The sequence below is a fragment of the Desulfocastanea catecholica genome (assembly GCF_054657295.1).
On record NZ_BAAHYZ010000029.1, the window covers coordinates 17890 to 39175 of the forward strand.

The following is a 21286-nucleotide window of genomic DNA, read 5'->3' on the forward strand; positions in this document are numbered from 1 at the left end:
AATATGCTGTAGTGGAGAAGGGATTGCAGCTCGGTACCTTCTGTTTCATTCAAGGTCCCGAAAATTACCAATTGAATACGAGAGGATACATTATGGCAAAAGATCATATCCCAAGCAGAGCCTATCATGATATTTCAAAGCGTTATCCTGAAGTTATTGCAGCGTTGGAAAATTTGGGGACAACCGTCAGGGGGCTTGGGCCTCTCGATGAAAAAACCAGCCAGCTTGTCCAGCTTGCGGCAGCGGCGGCCTCAAAATCGGAAGGATCCGTCCATTCCCATACCCGTCGGGCTCTCAAGGCCGGCGCGACCCGGGAAGAGATTTATCACACTCTGCTCCTGCTCATTTCAACCGTCGGCTTTCCCCAGGCCATGGCCGCTATCTCCTGGTGCCGGGATATTCTCGAGGGGGAGGGGGGCGAATAGCTCCAACAAAGGATGTCCTGCCGGGCTGCGGGCGTTGTGCTGTTTGCGTCTGCAGTCCAGAACCGCCATCCTGGCAAGCACTTCAGCGCACGATAAGGTTGTGTAATTCGTCCGTATCGTCTTTTTCATAAGGAAAATGGGTCTGCAGGATGTGGCCAACCCGACGCACCGCCACACAAAGTGCATCGGCCGCGGTGCCGCCTTTAATCCCGGCAGTCAGCGCATCAACCACTGAATCCCATTCCTCCTGGTCTATTCGGGCATTTATGCCGGCATCGCCAAGTATCCACACCTTCTGTTCCATGACGGAGATGTACAGCAGGATGCCGTTGGCATCTCGGGTTTTATGCAGCTGTTCCGTGTAAAAAGCCGAGAGCGCGCCTTTCTCCACCTCCTGCTCGACCTGCCGGCGATTGAGAAAAAAAGATTTCAACCGATCCGATCGCTTTACCAGCGGATACAGCAAGGCATAACCTCCTGCGAAGAGGGCGAGAAAAAGCCACATATTCTGTGCGCCGATCCAGATACGTTCGCCGATGAGATTGGTCAGCAGCAGGGCCAGCGGCAGCACCATGGAGACGGAACAGGTAACCGCCGCCGTCGGATAGTCATGGCTGCGGGAAACAATCATCGGCACAATCTCGCCGGAGGTGGTGCGTTCGACTTCCTGGACAACTTCGGTTACCTGTTGTCGTTCGGCTGTGGTCAGAAATTTTTCCGCCAGTGTTTTTTTCTTCCGCACCTTACCATCCTCCTGAAGAGCCACCGCCGCCAAAGCCACCGCCTCCCCCACCAAAGCCGCCGCCCCCGCTGAAACCTCCGCCACCGCGACTAAAACCGCCGGATGAGTAGCCGCGAAAGCCGCCGGAGCGTCTGCCGGATGAGCCGATATGCGCCAAAAACAAACTGGCCAGAAAGCCTGCAAAAAATCCCGCTGGAATGAGTGCCAGAAAGAGCAGCCATTGGAAACCAAAAAATAAGCTGCCGATAACCGGCGCGATTACCGCACTGAGCGATGCGGCGGCCATTTTATTGCGTCTAAGTATTCTGCCGATATTAAACAGGATAAACAAAAGAAACACGACGAAGCCGCTGATATCATCTGCCGACTGTTTGCCGGAGGAGACATCCGTTTGTGCGTTGAATTCTCCACGCACGGCGGCGATCATTGCCGACACGCCGTCGATGACGCCCTGATCGAAGTTACCGTTTTTAAATTGCGGCGTAATGATGTCACGGATAATACGCCCGCTGGTCAGATCGGTAAGCACGCCTTCAAGGCCGTAGCCGACCTCAATGCGCAGCTTGCGATCATTTTTGGCGATGAGCAGCAGGGCACCGTTATCCAGCCCCTTTTGTCCAAGCCGCCACTTCTCCACGACTTTCAGAGAGAATTCCTCAAGATTTTCACCCTGCAGGGAATCAATGGTCAGTACCGCCAGTTGTGTTGATTCCTCCTTTTCCAACGCGGCCAGGACGCTTTCAAGTTGCTGCCTGGTGGCGGGAGCGAGCATGGCGGCATAATCATTGACCCGGGCGGTCAGAGACGGTATGTCCCTGGCGGTTGCCGGTGCGACCTGCAGCATCAGCATCAAGAAAACCATCAGCAAGAGACGGTGCGCCGATATCCCTCTGGTATTTATCATGGCCAGTCTGCTTTAAAATTTGACCTTGGGGACGGCCTTTGCCTCTTCATCGGCTTTAAAATATTCTTTTCTCTCCAGATGGAGGAGGATGCTGTTGGTGAGACTGGCGGGGAACTTGCGTATTGCGCCGTTAAAAGTTTCGACCGCCTGGTTGTAGCGTTGGCGGGCGACATTTATCCGGTTTTCCGTTCCTTCCAGCTGGGTCTGCAGATCAAGAAAATTCTGGTTGGCTTTCAGATCGGGATACCGCTCGACCACCACCATAAGTCGGCCAAGAGCCGAACTGAGACCGCCCTGGGCCTGCTGGAATTGGGCCATGGCCGCCGGGTTGCTCAGGTCGTCCGGGCTCAGCTGTACGGATGTAGCCTTTGATCTGGCGTTGATAACTGCTTCCAGGGTTTCGGCTTCATGTTTGGCATAGCCCTTGACCGTTTCCACCAGGTTAGGCACGAGATCGCCTCGGCGCTGGAGGGTCGATTCAACATCGGCCCAGGCCTTGAAGACCGCTTCTTCCTGGACCTGCAGAGAGTTATAGCCACAGCCGCCAAGGAAAAAAAGGGTGCAGAACAGTAGGGTGAAGCGTTGAAGACGTTGCATGATTCCTCCTGCAAGGTGAGATGGTACGGGTGTTTAGGTGAATTGTTTTTATTCTCGTGGCTTAGGATAGTACTTCTTCGGCTCACTGTCCATCTCCGCTTAAAAATGTGCCGCTTTTTTTCCACTGCTTGACAGTATAATTGATACCGCGTAAATTGTTGCCTCGTTAACTATTAGTGCCTTACTCCAGAAAGCCTTTAATACATACAATAAACCTGGAGACGATGTTGAAATTATGAACTTAAATGAACCACCAAGGCACTTACACCCCTCAAGGGGGTACTGAAACGAGTCCCGGCTTATTATCCGTTTACCGGGGTCAGGGAGATAAGGAATGAAGTCAGGAGATGAATCTTTTTTGCGGTTGATCGCCCTCACTGGTCAGGCCATGCGCTGTTATGCCGATCAGCGGCTAAAAAGTTACGATCTTACCGTTGAACAGCTGCTGGTGTTGAAACAAATCGATGGAGATGGCGGGCAACCCCAAAACAGACTGAGCCTGTTAACCGGCAAGAGCCCGGCCAATATAACCAGGATCCTCGACCGTCTGGAGAAAAAAAACAGAATTGTTCGCCAGCGCAATCCGGATGACAGACGATCCAGTCTCGTTTTCCTGACCAGAGAAGGCAAAGCGCTGCACGATGAGGTGATGCATCTGTTTGACGGGTTACGTTCTGAACTGGTCAACGGCATTGAGGTTGAAAAGCAGCAGGTTGCGGTCGAAGTGCTTGAGCGAATAAGAGAAAATATAGAAAAGATGTCTGAGAAATAATGCAAAAGGGGAAAACTGTGCGAACCATTTTATTGATTTTAGGCATGCTGGCATGTTGCTCTTTGGTCTATGCAGAGGGTCCGCCGCCGGCCAAGGTGGTTATCGGCCAGGTGCAGAGGGAAGAGGTATCGACGACCCAGTCGGTCACCGGCATTCTCTATTATGAAAGGGTGAGTGAGATTTCCACCGAGGTGGTCGGACTGGTGGAAGAAGTGAGTGTCAGTCAGGGCGACCATGTTGAAAAAGGTGATGCCCTGGTGAAGCTGAACACCGAAATCCTCGAGCGGGAAATCGCCCTTACCAGAACCCGCATCGCCCAGATTGAACTGCGCATCAACACGACCGAGAAAAATTTTAACAGACTCGACCGGCTCTATAAAAGTTCCGGGGTGAGCGAAAAGGATTTTGACGACGCCCTTTATGCCTACCAGGATGCCGGCAAAGAAAAGCAGGTGGTCGAGGATACCCTGGCCAAGCTGCTTATCCAGCAGCGAAGATCGGTCATCAAAGCACCTTTCAGCGGCATTGTCTTGAATAAAAATGTCGACTCGGGGGCCTGGGTGCAGCCGGGAAAGCTGCTGGTGAGTATCGGTTCGAGCAGTGATCTGTTCGTTCGCGCACCTATTGCTGAAAATCTCCTGCAGTTCATCCAACTCGGCGAGCCGCTGGAGGTGGTCCTGAACGCCTATAACCGCGAGGTGGCGGGAACAGTTATCGGTATTGATCCGGTTGCCGATCTGAAAACCAAAAATGTCTTTTTGAAAATCAAGATTCCGCCGATGGATTTCGTCGCCCAGAATATGTCCGCCAATGTTTTTGTGCCGAGCAGTGAAAAGCGCCAGCTCAGTGTCTTCAGCAGGGCGGCGGTGATCAAATCTCAGGGCAAGGATTTTGTCTATACGGTCAAAGAGGGCAAGGCCTCTATTCTTCCGGTCAACATTGTTGCCTATCTTGGCCGGAAGGTTGCGGTCGACAATCCATATATTGTTCCCGGTCTGCCGGTAATAATTGAAGGTAACGAACGCCTGCGGCCGGATCAGCCGGTTGTTGTTGCCGGAGAATAACCATGGATATCGTCGAATATGCCTTAAAAAAGCCGGTGTCGGTGGCGGTGGCGGTAATTCTCGTGGTCACCTTCGGGCTGATCGGTCTGAATAAACTCCCGGTCCAGCTTACTCCCGATGTGGAAACGCCGCAGATTACCGTGCAGACCACCTGGAACGGCGCCACTCCCTTCGAGATAGAAAAAGAGATCATCGAAAAGCAGGAAGAAACCCTGAAAGGCCTGCAGGGACTGACCAAGATGGAAAGTTCCAGCTACAACAGTTTTGGTGAGGTCACCTTGTCGTTTACCCTGGAGACGGTGGTGGAAGATGCCCTGCTCAGGGTTTCCAACAAGCTCAACGAGGTGTCGAATTATCCGGACAATGCCGACGAACCCCTGATCGAGGCGGCGGGGGCGAACAATTCGCCTATTGTCTGGATGGTCGTCAGGCCGAAAAAGGATAACCCGGAAAACATTACCCATTACATGACCTTTTTCGAAGATAATATCCGGCAGCATTTCGAAAGGATAAAAGGGGTCGGGTCGATGTTTGTCTTCGGCGGTACCGAGGATGAGCTGCATGTCACCCTGGATATGGAAAAGATGGCGCAGAACAAAATTACCATCAAGCAGGTATCGGCTGTCATTCAGCAGGCCAATGCCACTACCTCGGCCGGGGTGCTGGGGATAGGCCGGAAAAATTATCGGATTCGAACCATCGGCCAGTTTCAGAGTCCGGCCGATGCTCTGGATGTCGTGGTCTATGACGATGGGTTGAAAAGGGTCTATTTACGTGATATCGCCACCATCGACAAGGACTATAAAAAGGAGTCCGCCGCTGTAATACATAACGGCGAGCAGATCATGGTGGTCGGTCTGCGCAAGGAGACCGGGGCCAATGTACTGGAAATGAGTGATCGGGTTGAAGAAGAGATCAATCGCCTCAATGAGAAAATTCTCGCCGACCAGGGACTGTATATCGAGCTGGTGTACGACCAGCGTTCCTATATCAATGCGGCCATCGATCTGGTAAAAAAGAATGTATTGATCGGCGCTCTCCTGGCAGTTGCCGTCCTTCTCACCTTTCTGCGCAGTGTGCGAACCACCCTGACGACGGCGGTGGCCATCCCCATCTCGGTCATCGGCACCTTCATCTTTCTCTATCTGGCCGGGAGAAATCTCAATGTGGTCAGTCTTGCCGGCATCTCTTTTGCGGTGGGCATGCTGGTGGACAACTCAATTGTCGTCCTGGAAAACATCGATCGGCATCGTCAAATGGGCAAAACCGCCTACAGCGCTGCTCTTGACGGGGCCAAAGAGGTGTGGGGGGCAGTTTTTGCCTCCACCGCGACAACGGTTGCCGTTTTTCTGCCGGTTATCTTTATGCAGGAGGAGGCGGGGCAGCTCTTTCGCGATATCGCTATTGCCATTACCTTTTCCATCCTGATCAGTCTGCTGGTTTCGATCACCGTTATTCCAACTCTGATACATCTGTTCTATAGAAAGACCAAGGTCAAGGCGCCGAACAAACTGCAGAGGAGCTACCTCGGACCCTGGCTGGCTCAGAGGTTGATGACCTTGTCCAATTTCTGTTTGAAAAATATCTTTACCCGGCTGCTGACGGTGACCCTCTTCACCTCGCTGGCCGTCTCTCTGATATATGTTTTAAAACCACCGGCGGAATACCTGCCCCAGGGCAACAGGAATTTCATCCTCAATATTCTTATTCCTCCTCCCGGCTATTCCGTCGATAAATTCAAAGAGATGGGGGCGGGGATTTATGAGGAGGCGAAACCCTACTTTGCCGAGGACGGCAAAGACGGCTTTCCGAAGATAAAACAGATGTTTTTCGTCGGCGCCGACCGCTTTACTCTCTTTGGCGCCATGTCCATCCATGAGACCCGGGCCGGTGAGTTGATCCCGCTTTTTACCAGGATTATGCATGGAATTCCGGGTATCTTCGGCGTCAGTATTCAGGCGGGCATCTTCGAACAGGGACTCGGCCAGGGGCGGACGGTTGAAGTGAATATCTCCGGCGAACAGATCGAGGCTATCGCCGCGTCGGCGATGACCCTTTTCGGCGGAGTGAACCAGAAAATACCGGGAGCGCAGATCCGGCCGATCCCGTCACTTGAGACAAGTTACCCGGAAATTCTCGTCATTCCCAAAAAAGAAAAACTTGCCGCCAACGGTCTTTCCGAGCAGGATCTCGGTTCCTATGTGGACATCCTCATGGATGGCCGCCGGATCGATGACTATAGTCCGGAAGGCATAAAAAAGATCGATCTGGTGTTGAAGGGCAGTGACAAGGAGTTCGATAGCCCGGAAAACATTCTGCAGGCGACCATCGTCAATAATTTCGGCGACCTGATCAAGGTAGGGGATGTGGCTGATCTGAAATACAGTCAGAGCATGCCGCAGATAAACCACCTGGAACGGAAACGGACGATTACCCTGCAGGTGACGCCACCGGCCGACCTGCCGTTGCAGACGGCCATAGAAATTATCGAAAACGATCTGGTCCAGCCGCTCACCGCCGCTGGGCAGCTGAAAGATGTGACGATTTCCATCGGCGGCAATGCCGATAAACTTGTTGCTACCGGGGAGGCGCTCAAATGGAATTTGCTCCTGGCGCTGCTGATCACCTATCTGCTTCTGGCCGCCCTGTTTGAAAATTTTCTTTATCCGTTGATCATCTTATTTACCGTACCCCTGGCGGCTGCCGGCGGATTTGTCGGCCTGGCGCTGGTCAATACCTTTGTCACCCTTCAGGGCTTTGATGTGCTGGCCATGCTCGGCTTTATTATTCTTATTGGTACTGTGGTCAATAATGCTATACTTATTGTTCACCAGTCTCTCAATAACGTGCGGTATAATGGCTTGGCTGGACTGGAAGCGATTTCTGAAGCAGTCCGGACGAGGATTCGCCCGATCTTTATGAGCGCGACCACCAGTGTGCTGGCCATGACCCCGCTGGTGCTGGCGACCGGATCGGGCAGTGAATTATATCGTGGTCTCGGAAGTATTTTATTGGGTGGGCTGGCCGTATCGACCATGTTTACCCTCTTTGTCATCCCCGCCCTATTGGCCTTTGTCATACGATTTGAAAGGAGTCGAACAAATGAAGCTGTATAGTCTATTTATCACAACCCTGCTGGTGCTTGGTGCGCCTGCCGTTTATGCCATCGATCTTGCCGAGATGCAGGCCATGGCCTTGAATAACCGGCAGGTGATCCGTCAGTACATGACCATTCTCGAACAGAGTGAACAGGATATCGTCCGGGCCAGGAGCGGATATTATCCTTCAGTGGATATCGCCTACACCGCTAATTCCCTTGATGAAGCAGGTCTTATGGAAGACAAGGAAAATTCCATAGCCGTAGGCAGCGTAAGCTATAATCTTTTCGCTGGCTTTCGTGATAAATACACCTTGCTGTCGGCTGAAAAGCAGCAAGAGTATGAGCAGCATCGGCTGCAGAGCGTCAAACAGGATATTCAGCTCAATGTCGCTCTCGCCTATCTGGGGGTTACCGAGCGGCAGGCTAATCGCACAGTGGCGGAATCGGCGTTTCAGACGCTGGAAAAGATCTATCAGGACGGAGAAAGCAGGTATCAGGTCGGGCTTATCGGCAAGAACGAGCTGTTGAAGTTTCGTGTCGATTACGATAACGCCGATATTACCTTAAAGGCCGCCGATGCCGATTTGAAAAAGAGTGTCAATATCCTTTCTCGACAGGTAGGCAGCGAGATAACCCTGGCGGAGCTGGATTTTGCCGATTTCAACAAGCTGCCTCCGCTCGTGGACAAAGAGGAACATACCAGGAAAATGCTGGCCCAAAGGAGTGAGATAAAGGCCTTGGAGGCAATTATTGAGGCGAGTGCCGCCAGATCGAAGGCAGAGTTGAGTGATTATTATCCACGTGTTGATGTGGTGGGCAGTTACCGCAAATACGATGACAATTATATCAGTGGCGCCGGCTCGATGGAAGACGATGAACTGCGGGCCCAGCTGGTCATGTCAATGAATCTTTTCCAGGGCTTCTATACCGAGGCGACGGTCGCCCGGGCCAAGCTCGAAACCCGATCGGTGCAGTATGAACTCGACGAGTTGAAGAACGAACTCACTAATCAGGTGGCAAATTTGTATATCGACTTCATTGTCAGCCTTGAAAACGTCGTGGTTGCCAAGCGCTCCATTGAGCAGGCTGAAGAAAACCTGCGCATTACCCAGCTCAAGTACAGCGAAGGGTTGGAGAGAGAATCGGATCTGCTCGATGCGATCACCAGCCTGTCCAGGGCGCAGTATAATTTAGTGGCGGTGCGGCGAACGGCTTTCTTGAATAATTTCCAATTGACTCGTATGATCGACGGATTTTAGTACCGCCTGTACGCAATCGTCGAGCCGGTAGAGCCTGCTGAATACTGAAAATCTTTTTTTTGAAACAGTTTAAGACAGGCATCGACGACCTCGGGATCATAGAGAATACCTCTGTTTCTGGTTATTTCCTCCAGGGCGGCGGCTCTGCCCAGGCTTGGTCGGTAGGGCCGATGGGTTTCCATCGTTTCGACGACATCGGCGACACAGAGGATCCTTGATTCCAAGAGAATCTCTGTCCCGGAAAGTCCCTGGGGATAACCTGAACCATCTATCTTTTCATGGTGCTGCAGCACAATTTGATCTACACGCCAGGGGAAATCTATCTGATGGAGGATATCATAGGCAACCTGGGGATGTCGTCTGATCAGCTGCAGCTCTGCATCGTTGAGACGCCCTGGTTTACTTAAAATCTCACCCGGGACGGATATCTTCCCCATATCATGAATTAATCCGGCCATCTGCAGCCCCTTTGTCTCATGTTCAGGCAGCCCCATCTCTCTGGCAATTGCCAGTGCAAGGTCGGTGGTACGTCGTTGATGCCCTGCGGTATAAGGGTCGCGTTCTTCCAGGGTGAGGGACATCGCTTTGACAGTTTCGTCGAGATTTTGCTGTAATTGCAGGTAACTGTGGCTGAGTTTTCTCTGGGTACGTTTACGTTCTTCTATTTCCTGCTGCAGTTCTCTGTTCAGTATACGCAACTCAGCGGTACGTTCCTCGACAATATTTTCCAGCAGATCATGGTTCTTTTTTAACTTGTCTTCCGCTGCTAATTCTTTAGAAACGATGGTTAATATGCCTAACGACAAGAAAATATTGTCCTGCTGGTATATCTCAATGGTCGCCTGGTCCTTGAGCCAGATCTTATTGCCCTGACCAAGGCTGATTTTGTATATAGCCTCAATTGTTCCGGACTTCACCCCTTCTTGCCGTAATTCTTCCCATGCGCTGCTGATCTCATCGTGGGACTTCACCTGTTTTTCCAGGCCGACAGCTACATTCAGATCCTGGTATATACGCCGATCAATAACACTTTTTCGGAAAACGTCGGCAATCTCATCCTGCCTGCAGCCAAAGAGACTGATGAAATATCTCGCGGCATATTCATACCAGATCCTTTTGTCGTTGCCTTTCCAGGCGGCGATGTACAGCATGGCTGTGCTGCCGGTATTCTCAAATGCCCGATAGCATTTGATGCACTCGGCAAGGCGCTGTCTCAAGGCGTCGGAATATGTGTCGGACAGGAGGATGCGCCCAGGGTATACCTCGTCGAAATGCGTAGCGGTAATTGCACAGCTTTCCATAGTTTTTTCTTTAGCACATTACATATTTTAGTCTCAGTCAAACTGACGGGCGACGTTGATTTACGTGCAGCTGGTAATAAAATTATCGATCAGCAGCCGGGCAATACTGATTTTTGACGGCAGAAGTGGAAGATCCTGCACGGAAAACCACCGGGCATCCTCAATCTCATCATTGTCGACTTCTATTTCTCCGTCGACATACGTCGCGGAAAAACCGATCATAATCGAATGAGGGAAGGGCCAGGGCTGGCTGGCGACGTAACGGATATTACCGATGCGGATATTTACCTCTTCCCGGACCTCCCGCTTGACCGCCTCCTCAAGGGTTTCTCCCGGTTCGACAAAACCGGCCAGGGTGCTGAACATCCGGGGTGGAAAGTGGGGCGAGCGGGCCAGAAGAATATGGTCCCCCCTGGTGATCGCCATGATCACCGCCGGTGACAGTCGGGGAAAGCTGACGAAACCGCAGGCCGGACAGATCTTGGCCAGTTCGGTTTCACGGTTCTGCATAGCCGTGCCGCACTTTCCACAGAACCGGTGTTCTCTGTGCCAGTGCAGGATCTGCACCGCCCGCCCCGCGAGAATAAAGAGATCGGACTCTATCGCCCCAAACAGAGTTCTGAGACCTTTGAACTGCGTTGAAAATGGTGGGGAGATATTCTCCCCGATTTCGGCAACAAAACAGTTTGTCACGCCGTATCGGCCGAGAAATTGCGTGAAAATCGGCAACAGACCCAGTTGCTGTGGAGAACGCGTGCAGATGATGTTGTTGTTGTCCTGTAGGTCCACCAGCAATTTTTCACCCTGAAAAATAAACCAGATGGTCGGGTCCGATGGTGATACATCGGACTGGAACACAGCAATAAACCTGGTTTTTAATGCAAAGTATGAGGTTTCATCCATGATGTTTCGGCAAAATGTCTGTTCTCGGACAGGCTCCTGATTCTCCAGGTCGATCTTCCTTGACATGGCACGAGAAAATATTGGAATATGAATACTATAATAACCCTGTCCGCAGTACTGGAAGAGATGATCTTTGTCTGTTGATGTATTGACATTGCCATAGCAAAAAGTCAAGGTGCGAAGGAATTAAAAAAAATTACTGTAACAACGCAAAAAAGTCGTCTCCCTGCGGGAAACGGCTGGGAAGAACCTGGTAAGGGGAAAATGTGAAAATACTGATAGCTGAAGATGAATTTACCACCCGGATGATGGTTCAGGTCTGCCTGGAAAACTGGGGATATCGTGTGGAGGCTGTGACCAATGGTGCGGAGGCTCTGGCCCAGCTGCAGAAGCCGGACGCACCGCATATTGCCATTCTCGATTGGGAAATGCCCCTGCTCGATGGCGTCGAAGTGTGTCGGCGGGTAAAAGAGATGGATGTTGAGAACCCGCCCTATATCATCCTGCTGACCGGTCGTGACAGTAAAACAGATATTGTCCGGGGGTTTGACGCCGGGGCCGACGATTATATGACCAAGCCTTTTAACGACGATGAACTTCGGGCACGGACACGGGTCGCTGAAAGGCTGGTTCGCACCCAATCCTCCCTTTCGGAGTCGGTGGTTGAGTTGCGCGAGGCGTTAAACCAGTTGGAAATACTCGAGAGCGGGGTCGAGATCTGTCCGAGCTGCCGTAAAATATTGAACAGGTATAACCGGCAATGGCAAAGCCTTGATGAGCTGCTGGAACATAACGACAACCCTTACTTTGCCATCAATACCTGCCCCCACTGTTCACAGGGATGATATTTACATTCCTACGGCAAACATAGCCTCCAAATCGTGCTTGGAATAGGCCTTAAAAGCAAGCATCGTTTCGGTTTTGGTGATTTCTTTTATTGCATGCATCTTTTTTGTCACCAGATTTGCCAGCTCTTCGTTTGTGGCAACCCGAACTATGGCGACCAGGTCATAATTGCCGCTCACCGAATAGACCTCGGATATCCCCGGGATGCCCTCCAGCTGTTCCGCTACCTCGTTGATTTTTGACCGTTCGACGTTCATGAGAATAAAAGATGTGACCATGGCGTTCTCCAGGGAAGATTAATTTTCTGTCAATGACAACTCGTAACATGCATAATTCCGACCTGATTCTAACCCCTTTGGACAAATATTACAAATGAGCGATGCTTTTCCGCTGAAAAGAGTTGCGGGAATGGGTATAGTTCTCAACTAAGAATAACTCTTTGCACGAGGTCACCCATGCTGCCGGAAAAATACGAGAAATTTTACCGCAAGATTGTCGGGATCATTCCGAAAAAAAATATCATTACCGACGCACTCAGAACCATCACCTTTGGTACCGATGCCAGTTTTTATCGTCTGGTACCGAAAATTGTCATCAATGTGCAAAACGAGAAAGAGGTGCAGTTGATCCTCCGGGAAGCAAACAAGCTGCGGCTCCCAGTGACCTTCAGAGCGGCCGGCACCAGTCTATCCGGCCAGGCCGTAACTGATTCCATCCTCGTGCGGTTGGGCCAGGGGTGGCGGAAATATAGAGTTTTTGACAATGCCGGCAAAATACAACTGGAACCGGGGATTATCGGCAGTCATGCCAATGCGATTCTTGCCGAATTTGATAAAAAAATAGGGCCTGATCCGGCCTCGATAGACAGCGCCAAGATCGGCGGCATCCTGGCCAACAACGCCAGCGGCATGTGCTGCGGCGTTGAGCAGAACAGTTACCAGACCCTTGACAGCATGCGCCTGGTGCTGGCCGATGGGACAGCGGTCGATACCGCCGACGATAAAAGCCGGGCCGAGTTCGAACGGAGCCATGCATCTGTTCTGGAAAAGCTGCGGCAGCTCCGGGCCCGGGTGCTGGCCGACGAGCAGCTCACTGAGCGGATTCGCTATAAATTCAAGATCAAAAACACCACCGGTTATAGTCTCAACGCCCTGGTTGATTTTGCCGATCCCTATGATATCATGATTCATCTGATGATCGGCAGCGAGGGCACCCTGGGCTTTATTTCCGATGTCGTCTATCGCACCGTGGTCGAGCATCGCCATAAGGCGAGTGCCCTGATTTTCTATCCGGATGTGAAGACCGCCTGTCAGGCCATTCCGATATTGAGGAAGCAGCCGGTAGCCGCTGCCGAGCTGATCGATCGGGCCGGCCTACATTCCGTAGAAAACAAAGAGGGCATGCCGGATTATCTGCAGGAGTTGTCGAGCACCGTGACCGCCCTCCTCGTCGAGACCCGGGCCGAGTCGGCGGAAATTCTCCAGAGTCAGATCGCCGCAATACAGGAGGCCTTGCAACCGTTGCCGACGGTGCGGCCCATCTTTTTTACCGATATTCCGGCCGAGTTCACCGCCCTGTGGAAAATCCGCAAAGGCTTGTTCCCGGCAGTTGGCGCGGTCCGTAAGACCGGGACCACGGTCATTATCGAGGATGTCGCTTTTCCTGGGGAACACCTGGCCGACGCCGCGCTCGACCTGCAGGAGCTGTTTAAAAAATATGCCTATGATGAAGCGATTATCTTCGGTCATGCCCTTGACGGTAATCTGCATTTTGTCTTTACCCAGGACTTTTCCATCGAGTCGGAGGTGGTGCGGTATCGCGATTTTATGGACGAGGTGGTCAGGCTGGTCGTCGAAAAATATGACGGTTCCCTGAAAGCCGAGCACGGCACCGGTCGAAATATGGCCCCTTTTGTGCAAAAGGAATGGGGAGAGGCGGCCTTTAATCTGATGCGCGAGATTAAAAAAATCTTCGATCCGCTCAACCTCTTGAATCCCGGCGTCATCCTCAACGAGGATGCCGAGGCGCACATCAAGGATTTGAAGCCGTTGCCGGCAACCCACGAAATCGTTGACAAGTGTATCGAATGTGGTTTCTGTGAGCCGGTTTGTCCTTCCAAGGATCTGACCTTTACCCCGCGACAGCGCATCGTCGGGCGGCGCGAGATCAGCAGGCAGATGGCCGCCGCCGGCGGGGATGTGAAAAAGGTCAAGAAGCTGGTCAAGGCCTATCGCTATCCGGGGAAAGACACCTGTGCCGCCGACAGCCTCTGTGCCACACGCTGTCCTGTCGGTATCGACACCGGCAAGCTGGTCAAGGCCCTGCGGCAGGAAGCCAACGGCAGGCTCGGCAATAGTGTCGCCGACTGGGTGGCGGACAATTTCGGTGGCGTGGCCAGCACCATCAGCTCTACCTTGAATGTCGTCGATTCGATCCATAAAAAGACCGGGACACCGTTTATGGAGACGGCCTCCTCCCTGGCGAGGAAAGCGACCATGGGGCAACTCCCCCAGTGGAATAAAGAGATGCCGTCCGGTGTGCCGAAAATTAACCCGGAGACGGCGAATGGGGTCAGTCGATTGCAGGTGGTCTATTTCCCGAGCTGCGCCAGCCGGGCAATGAGCGGTCCGGCCAGAGAAGATACGGAGCGCAATTCTCTGCCGCAGAAGACCCAGTCCCTGTTGAAAAAGGCCGGCTATGCGATCATTTATCCCGACAGGCTGGACAGCCTGTGCTGCGGCCAGGCCTTTGAAAGTAAAGGCTTTATGGCACAGGCCGACCGAAAGTCTGACGAATTGTCCGATGCGCTCCTGGCAGCCTCCAACAACGGGGCAATTCCGGTCCTCTGCGACACCAGCCCCTGCTTTTACCGGATGCAGGCGACGCTTGATAAACGGTTGCAGCTATTTGAGCCGATCGAATTTGTCCTCACCTACCTGATGGACCGGCTCAGTTTTACCCAAATGGATGTTAAGGTGGCCGTGCACCCGACCTGTTCCACCAGAAAGCTGGGCCTGGAAAACAAGCTCGAACAGCTGGCCAGGGCCTGCGCCAGGGAGGTGGTCATGCCTGCGGATGTCTACTGCTGCGGCTTTGCCGGCGATCGCGGATTTAATTTTCCGGAACTGAATGAAGCGGCCTTGAAAGATCTCCGCGACCACGTCTGTACCTGCGAAGCCGGCTATTCCACCAGCAAGACCTGCGAAATCGGCTTGTCACTGCATGGCGGCATTCCCTACCGGTCTATTCTCTATCTGGTGGATGAGGCGAGTGAACCTCTGGTGAAATAATCGCATAGAAAAGAGTCATGGCACATAAATGACCAGGGTGTGGTCTTCTCCAGCCAGTTCCTGGTCAATAATGGAGGCGATCCTTTGCCAGTCTCCGCCGGCAAGACCTGCGCCAATCTTCGGATAGCCGATGCGTTTACCGGCAAATTGGCCACGAACCTTTTTGAAAAGGCGTTGCACCGCATCGTAATCGACCAGAACGGAATCGCCATGGAAATGGAACTGGGTGTACCCGTTGACGATGGTAATTTCATGCTCGTCGCGTTTGACCGTGGCGAAACTAAAATCCCCCAGCTTGTTCCTGTCGCCTTTGATGGTGACCAGATCCGCGGCATATGCCTCGGGAAATTCCTCCTGAATGGCTCGGGCTATCCCGGCGCCCATGGTGCAGAAACAGTTGCAGCCATGGACAATGACATCAAATTGACCCTGCAGGGCCAGGGTGATTAAATCTCCTTCTACGGTCTTCATCTTGCCTCTTATCGTGTTGTTTATGTTACTGTTTCGGTTGTTCTCTTTTACTTACCCCATAATGGGTAACCAGTTCGGTCATGACTTGATAACTTTGCGCGCCGACTACCTTGTGTTGTCCCAAAACCAAGGTCGGTACCGCATTGATTGCTTTGCGGCGTGAATCCTCCCAGTCTCTGTCGACCTGATGCTGATAGGCACGACTGTCGATGATTTTTTCCGCTTCCTGCTCCGGAAGGCCGACCTGACGGGCGAGCTGAAGTAGAACGGGCCACTTCGCTAGATTGAGGCCGTCGGCAAAATAGGCTTGAAAGGCAGCTAAATGAAACGGTTCTCCTTTGCCGAGGTCTTCCGCCCAGAGGCCCAGCTCTTGAGCAAGCCTGCTGTTGTAGGTTTTTTTTCTTGCCCCGAAAGGCAAGCCAAGTGCCTCGGCTGTGCTGCGCAGACTATCCATCATCCCGGCAATCTTTTCCGGGGTTGTGCGGAAAAGGTCTTCAAGGAGCTGCCCCTCCTCCGGCGTTTCCGGATGCAGGGGAAAGGCCCGCCAGCGGACAGTCAGGTCATATTCTTTTTGTAGTTTCTCTATACGCCCGGTAATGAAGTAGCAGTAGGGTCAGATATAGTCAGAAAAAATTTCCAGTTCCATCGTCAGTCGTATCCTGTTTTTTTTTATTTGATTATGATGGGGCGTCGACCGATTTTCTTGACAGGAAAAGGAGTATTTCCGCCATCAGGTCGTTGATTCGCCGGTATTTATCAGGAGGCTGATCGAGAATCACGGCTTCGGGCTGAACGAATTTCGACGGCAAAATCTCCGCCCGACAGTTTTTAACTATCGCCTGGGCCGATTCGGGCGTGGTCTCCAGATGAAATTGCAGACCAATCACCTTCTTTCCGACCTGAAAGGCCTGGTTTTCGCACCCTTCGCTTCTTGCAAGGAGTACTGCGCTTTCGGGCAGATCAAAGGTCTCACCATGCCAGTGGAAAACCTCGATTAAGGGTGGAAAACGAAAAATCTGATCATCTTCGGAAGGAAGACCCTGGACCGGGAACCAGCCGATTTCCTTGCGGCGATTGGGGTATACCGATTCCCCCAGGGCACTGGCTATGAGTTGAGCGCCAAGGCAAATGCCGAGCACTGCCTTGCCGGATTTAATGGTCTTTTTGATGTACTGTTTTTCCAATCTCAACCAGGGAAAACGTTCTTCGTCGTTGACGCTCATGGGCCCGCCCATGACGATGAGCAGATCTATCTGGTCGGGATGTGGCAGGGATGTCGATTCGTAAAACTTCGTCACGGTTACCCGGTAGCCGGCAGCTTCGAGCCAGGGACCAATACTGCCTAAACTTTCAAAGGGAACATGTTGCAGATAGTGGGCACGCATGTTGTTCTCCTGTAAATTATAATGTATCCTTTGTTACGTTAGGATTGTTCGTATAAGACCAATTATTATCCGCAATTGTTAAATTAATCATTACCGGCTAGTGGGCAATGCTGTCTAGGCCGGTGTGGAGACAATTTAGAGGCAACAAAGAGTATCGACGGTACAGGAGAAGGGGAGGATGCCGTCTTTCCGCCCATCTGTCTTTGGCGACAGCATAGGCGGAAAGCATATTCAGGATTTATTTTTTCTCTTCGTATCCCTTACCTTTGCAGGTAGGACATGTTTGATCGGGGGTGCATTGCATATCATCGTTATCTTCCTGCGTGCCACTCCATTCCTGGGCTACCTCACAGACACCTTCAATAACTTTCTTGCCTTGACAGGTAGGGCATGGGGTGCGTTTTTCTTCGGTCATGTATTTCTCCTTTTGCTTGATTCCTGGTTTGAACTGCACATAAAAATATTCAAGCTATTCCTCAACGAGGTAATCCTTGAGCTTTTCCAAAAGCGATTCAGGGAGTTCACGCTTGTACATGAATGCCTCCGCCTCCTCGCCGGTAATCTGTTTTTTCACTTCGAGAGGCAGGGAACGTAATATTGCCACACGTTGTGCATCCGGTTTTTCTTTTTGTGATTCAGCCATTGACACAGCTCCTTGCTGATTTTTTCCGACGGACCCGATACGTATTTCCCGGGTAAAAGCAGAGCAATACTAGCATAATTTTGATGTCATGAATACTTCTGTCAAGCATTAGGGCGTACATTTTGAAAAACTATCATAAAAGCAGCAGTTTAGATTGAAAAATACCTATAGGTCATCTGCGGTTATTTTCTTCGTCAGAACCGGGTTGCCTCATTGCTCCCGGCCAGTCGGAGTTTTTATCCGCGCTGAATTTACCAGTAATAGAGCGCCGAGCCGCCAAGATCATGTTCAATTTCCAGGAGCCTGTTGTATTTGGCGATTCGTTCACTTCGCGAGGCCGAGCCGGTTTTCAATTGGCCGCCGTCCATGGCCACGGCAAAATCGGCGAGAAAGGTGTCTTCCGTCTCACCTGAGCGATGGGAGATGAAATAATGCCAGCCGGCATCGCGGCACATCCGTACGGCATCGATACTCTCGGAGACCGTACCTATCTGGTTGAGTTTGATAAGTACCGAATTGGCGGTTTTTTCTTCAATACCCCGGGCAATATAGCGGGTGTTGGTGACGAAGATGTCATCGCCGACAATATCTATCTTGTCGCCGACCCGTTCGGTGAATTTCTTGAAACCTTCCCAGTCGTTTTCCGCCAGGGGATCTTCCCAGGAAACGATGGGGTATTTGTCCACCCATCTGGCCCCCATTTCGATGAGATCGGCGGATTGCATTTTTCCGGCTCCCGATTTGGCCAGGTCGTATGAGGTGGTCAGATCGGTGGAAAAAGAGCTGGCGGCACTGTCGAGGGAAATAGAAATATCTTTACCCGGTGTATATCCGGCCTCTTCGATGGCCTCGATGATAATATCCATTACTGCTTCATTACTGGGCAGGTTAGGCGCAAAACCACCCTCATCGCCGACGCTGGTAGCCAACCCACGGCTTTTCAGGAGTTTTTTCAGGACATGAAAGGTCTCGGCGATATATCGCAGTCCTTCTCTAAACGATGGTGCGCCCACCGGTACGGCCATAAACTCTTGAATATCAACACTGTTGTCGGCGTGTGCGCCACCGTTGATGATGTTCATTGCCGGCACCGGAATCCTTCTGGCACCGGTTCCGCCCAGGTAGCGATAGAGGGGCAGACCAACCGATTGTGCGGCCGCGCGGGCAACCGCCATGGACACGCCGAGAATGGCGTTTGCTCCGAGCTTTGATTTGTTCTCGGTACCGTCAAGCTCGAGCATGCTGACATCTATGGCAATCTGCTCTGTTGTCGGCATGCCGATGATGGCCGGACCGATGATGCTGTTGACATTATCAACCGCCTTCAGAACACCTTTGCCAAGATAGCGGGCTTTGTCACCGTCGCGCAGTTCAATTGCCTCATTTTCGCCGGTACTGGCCCCCGAGGGGACGGAGGCGGAAACTTTGGTGCCATCATTCAGTTCAACAAAAACCCGCACCGTCGGGTTGCCACGGGAATCGAGGATCTCCATCCCTCGCACAGCTGTTATTGTATCCTTCATGCCTTGCTCCCTGTTTTGACTGAATCGTCATGTGAGAATAGCTGGTATCGAATCTGTCCTCTGCCGTTTCCGGCAGGCCACTTTTACCGTGATAGCAAAGGAGTTGTAGAGTGAGCTGAAACAATAAACACTCGATGGAGCAGGTCAAATGGATGTTGCCTGTAAACGTCCATTCATCGATGATTATGTGGCCGGACGATTTTTTCAGCTCGATTCTTTGTTAAAATAGAGTGCGGAACACGTCATTTTCCCGGAGAATATTCAGACCTATCAGCCAGAGCACCAGCCCGCCGGCAATCTCTGCCCAGGTGGAGAGGCAGGTGAGTCCGGATATCCTTTTACCTAAGTGCAGTCCGGCGATAGTGAAAAGGCCGGCAACTATGCCGATTATCAAGGCCGGATAGGCGATTGACACCTGGAGCAGTGACATGGACAGGCCGACGGCCAAGGCGTCAATACTCGTCGCTACCGAAAGCATGACCATGGTCATCCCTCTGGTTGAGTCTTTCCGGCATATGGGATTATCTTCGTCTTTTTCGAGCTGGATAGCTTCTTTCAGCATGTTCGAGCCGACCAGGGCGAGCAGGAGAAACGCCACCCAGTGGGCATAGGCCGCAACATAATTCTGCACGGAAGCGCCGATGGTCCAGCCGATGATCGGCATCATCGCCTGAAAGAAGCCGAAATGCCAGGAGAGGCGAAACGTCTGGCGAAAGCTGACCTGCTTGAGGCAGACCCCGGTGGCGATGGCCACGGCAAAGGCATCCATTGCCAGGGCCACGGCGATTCCAAGTATGGTGAGTATATGCATGGGAGAGGTTGGTAAAAGGGGCTTTTTGCCGCAAGCGGCTCCTGGTCGCGGTCGGCACAGGTCACACAATCCCGGTGCTTGCTAATCGCCTGTACAAACGCCTCGTTCAAGGTCAAGGAGTTGTTTTTTGATATCCAGGCCACCGCCAAAACCGGTAAGGGAACCATCCTTGCCGATGACCCGGTGGCAGGGAACAATGATGGGGATGGGGTTTTTATTGTTGGCCATGCCCACTGCCCGACATGCCCTGGCATTACCAATCCGTACGGCAATGTCTTGATAGCTGGCGGTCCGGCCAAAGGGGATTCTGCGCAGTTCCTGCCACACTTTTTCCTGAAAGGGTGTGCCTTTGGGGGCGATTTTCAGGTCAAATTGCTGCCGGTTGCCGGCAAAATATTCGGCAAGTTGCCGGAGGACTGGTTGAAAACATTCCTCATCGTAATGCCAGTCTTCGCCAATGTCGGTTTGTTTCGCCTCGTTGGGAAAATGCAGTGCTTCAAGAATGCCGTCGGCACCGATAAGCAGAAGTTTTCCGATGGGACTTTGGTAGAAACAGTATTGCTGCATGATGTAATCTTTCTTTCTGTCGTCATTCCGGGGCAAGCCGGAATGACGAGTTTTATTACGCGCTAAGGGACTTGAGCGCTGCCTCGTAGTCTGGTTCCTCAGTGATTTCAGGTACCTGTTCTGTGTATTTCACCTTTCCCTGCGGGTCGATCACGACCACGGCCCTGGCGAGAAGACCGGCAAGCGGACCGGTGGTGATGGTCTGGCCGTAATTTTTGCCGAAGTCGGCGGCCCTGAAAACCGACAGGGGAGTGACGTTCTTTAATCCCTCTGCCTCACAGAAGCGGTTATGGGCAAAGGGCAGATCCGCGGAAATACACAGGACAACCGTGTCAGCAAGGTTTCCCGCTTCACTGTTGAACCTACGTTCAGACGCGGCACAGACACCGGTGTCAATCGATGGAAAGATACTCAGTACCACGGTTTTTCCTTTATACTCTTTTAGGCTCGCCTCGGAAAGATCAGTTTTAACCAGGGTGAATTCCGGCGCCGCTGATCCAATTGCCGGGAGTGAACCTATCGTTTCAATAGCATTGCCTTTGAGGGTGATTTTGGCCATTTTTGTCTCCTTGTGCATGGTATGTGGTTTTTCGTTCTGTGGGATGTCTTTCAGTAAGACAAGCGATGTTTTTTCTATTCCCTTCTCGATGTTTCTCTTTTGCTGTCATTGCTCGTTGAGCGTT

The 21286-nt window shown here is 52.0% G+C and carries 21 protein-coding genes and 1 pseudogene; 7 read left to right on the forward strand and 15 right to left on the reverse strand.

The window, feature by feature from the left end; all coding sequences use genetic code 11:
* The first annotated feature begins 92 nt into the window (after positions 1-92).
* The gene (locus ACYQ8U_RS19470) at positions 93-425 is read left to right on the forward strand and encodes a carboxymuconolactone decarboxylase family protein (RefSeq protein WP_459947235.1); all 333 of its coding nucleotides are present in this window, start codon (positions 93-95) and stop codon (positions 423-425) included.
* A gap of 82 nt (positions 426-507) precedes the next feature.
* On the opposite strand, the gene ACYQ8U_RS19475 is transcribed toward ACYQ8U_RS19470, so the two are convergent.
* The 3 genes from ACYQ8U_RS19475 to ACYQ8U_RS19485 are packed head-to-tail and all read right to left on the reverse strand — an operon-like array spanning position 508 to position 2668.
* The gene (locus ACYQ8U_RS19475; RefSeq protein WP_459947236.1) at positions 508-1251 is read right to left on the reverse strand and encodes a TPM domain-containing protein; all 744 of its coding nucleotides are present in this window, start codon (positions 1249-1251) and stop codon (positions 508-510) included.
* A complete protein-coding gene (locus tag ACYQ8U_RS19480; RefSeq protein ID WP_459947237.1) occupies positions 1169-2071 on the reverse strand; it encodes a TPM domain-containing protein in 903 nt (300 codons plus the stop codon). The genes ACYQ8U_RS19475 and ACYQ8U_RS19480 overlap by 83 nt, the downstream gene beginning before the upstream one ends.
* Before the next feature lie 12 nt (positions 2072-2083).
* Positions 2084-2668 (reverse strand): LemA family protein, encoded by a 585-nt coding sequence (locus ACYQ8U_RS19485; RefSeq protein ID WP_459947238.1) that lies wholly within the window; start codon positions 2666-2668, stop codon positions 2084-2086.
* 334 nt (positions 2669-3002) lie between these two features.
* On the opposite strand from ACYQ8U_RS19485, the gene ACYQ8U_RS19490 reads away from it, so the two are divergent.
* The 4 genes from ACYQ8U_RS19490 to ACYQ8U_RS19505 are packed head-to-tail and all read left to right on the forward strand — an operon-like array spanning position 3003 to position 8863.
* A complete protein-coding gene (locus ACYQ8U_RS19490) occupies positions 3003-3440 on the forward strand; it encodes a MarR family winged helix-turn-helix transcriptional regulator (protein WP_459947239.1) in 438 nt (145 codons plus the stop codon).
* 17 nt (positions 3441-3457) lie between these two features.
* A complete protein-coding gene (locus ACYQ8U_RS19495; protein WP_459947240.1) occupies positions 3458-4504 on the forward strand; it encodes an efflux RND transporter periplasmic adaptor subunit in 1047 nt (348 codons plus the stop codon).
* Between the two features lie 2 nt (positions 4505-4506).
* Positions 4507-7620 carry an efflux RND transporter permease subunit gene (locus ACYQ8U_RS19500; RefSeq protein WP_459947241.1) on the forward strand — a complete coding sequence of 1038 codons (3114 nt, stop codon included), beginning with the start codon at positions 4507-4509 and terminating at the stop codon, positions 7618-7620.
* Entirely contained in the window at positions 7607-8863 is a 1257-nt protein-coding gene (locus ACYQ8U_RS19505) for a TolC family protein (RefSeq protein WP_459947242.1), read from the forward strand. The genes ACYQ8U_RS19500 and ACYQ8U_RS19505 overlap by 14 nt, the downstream gene beginning before the upstream one ends.
* Here the strand turns inward: ACYQ8U_RS19505 and ACYQ8U_RS19510 are convergent.
* Both ACYQ8U_RS19510 and nudC read right to left on the reverse strand, forming a co-directional pair.
* Positions 8860-10164 (reverse strand): HD-GYP domain-containing protein, encoded by a 1305-nt coding sequence (locus tag ACYQ8U_RS19510; RefSeq protein ID WP_459947243.1) that lies wholly within the window; start codon positions 10162-10164, stop codon positions 8860-8862. The two genes, ACYQ8U_RS19505 and ACYQ8U_RS19510, sit on opposite strands and share 4 nt — an antisense overlap.
* Before the next feature lie 60 nt (positions 10165-10224).
* Positions 10225-11067: an NAD(+) diphosphatase gene (gene nudC, locus ACYQ8U_RS19515; RefSeq protein WP_459947244.1), complete on the reverse strand. Its 843-nt coding sequence runs from the start codon at positions 11065-11067 to the stop codon at positions 10225-10227.
* A 266-nt stretch (positions 11068-11333) separates the two neighbouring features.
* Here nudC and ACYQ8U_RS19520 point away from each other — a divergent pair, with 266 nt between their 5' ends.
* Complete coding sequence (locus ACYQ8U_RS19520; RefSeq protein ID WP_459947245.1) at positions 11334-11912, forward strand: response regulator transcription factor; 579 nt, start codon at positions 11334-11336, stop codon at positions 11910-11912.
* Positions 11913-11915: 3 nt separating this feature from the next.
* Here the strand turns inward: ACYQ8U_RS19520 and ACYQ8U_RS19525 are convergent, their stop codons facing one another.
* Positions 11916-12191: an Lrp/AsnC family transcriptional regulator gene (locus ACYQ8U_RS19525; protein ID WP_459947246.1), complete on the reverse strand. Its 276-nt coding sequence runs from the start codon at positions 12189-12191 to the stop codon at positions 11916-11918.
* Positions 12192-12368: 177 nt separating this feature from the next.
* Between ACYQ8U_RS19525 and ACYQ8U_RS19530 the strand changes: the two genes are divergently transcribed.
* A complete protein-coding gene (locus ACYQ8U_RS19530; protein WP_459947247.1) occupies positions 12369-15203 on the forward strand; it encodes an FAD-binding and (Fe-S)-binding domain-containing protein in 2835 nt (944 codons plus the stop codon).
* A 15-nt stretch (positions 15204-15218) separates the two neighbouring features.
* Here the strand turns inward: ACYQ8U_RS19530 and ACYQ8U_RS19535 are convergent, their stop codons facing one another.
* The 9 genes and pseudogenes from ACYQ8U_RS19535 to tpx all read right to left on the reverse strand — a co-directional run bounded on the left by ACYQ8U_RS19535 (position 15219) and on the right by tpx (position 21162).
* Complete coding sequence (locus tag ACYQ8U_RS19535) at positions 15219-15674, reverse strand: macro domain-containing protein (RefSeq protein ID WP_459947248.1); 456 nt, start codon at positions 15672-15674, stop codon at positions 15219-15221.
* A gap of 25 nt (positions 15675-15699) precedes the next feature.
* Positions 15700-16275, reverse strand: a pseudogene (locus tag ACYQ8U_RS19540) (DsbA family oxidoreductase); the annotation flags it as partial.
* Between the two features lie 76 nt (positions 16276-16351).
* Positions 16352-17059, reverse strand: a complete 708-nt coding sequence (locus tag ACYQ8U_RS19545) for a type 1 glutamine amidotransferase (protein WP_459947249.1) — start codon at positions 17057-17059, stop codon at positions 16352-16354.
* A gap of 238 nt (positions 17060-17297) precedes the next feature.
* Entirely contained in the window at positions 17298-17474 is a 177-nt protein-coding gene (locus ACYQ8U_RS19550; protein WP_459947250.1) for an ankyrin, read from the reverse strand.
* Positions 17475-17528: 54 nt separating this feature from the next.
* Positions 17529-17702 (reverse strand): hypothetical protein, encoded by a 174-nt coding sequence (locus ACYQ8U_RS19555; RefSeq protein ID WP_459947251.1) that lies wholly within the window; start codon positions 17700-17702, stop codon positions 17529-17531.
* 251 nt (positions 17703-17953) lie between these two features.
* Positions 17954-19225, reverse strand: coding sequence for a phosphopyruvate hydratase (gene eno, locus ACYQ8U_RS19560; protein WP_459947252.1), 1272 nt, complete (start codon positions 19223-19225; stop codon positions 17954-17956).
* Between the two features lie 220 nt (positions 19226-19445).
* On the reverse strand, positions 19446-20036 hold the full coding sequence (locus ACYQ8U_RS19565) for a manganese efflux pump MntP (RefSeq protein WP_459947253.1): 591 nt from the start codon (positions 20034-20036) through the stop codon (positions 19446-19448).
* Between the two features lie 81 nt (positions 20037-20117).
* Positions 20118-20603, reverse strand: a complete 486-nt coding sequence (locus ACYQ8U_RS19570) for a methylated-DNA--[protein]-cysteine S-methyltransferase (protein ID WP_459947254.1) — start codon at positions 20601-20603, stop codon at positions 20118-20120.
* Between the two features lie 55 nt (positions 20604-20658).
* Complete coding sequence (gene tpx / locus ACYQ8U_RS19575) at positions 20659-21162, reverse strand: thiol peroxidase (protein WP_459947255.1); 504 nt, start codon at positions 21160-21162, stop codon at positions 20659-20661.
* Positions 21163-21286: the final 124 nt, after the last annotated feature.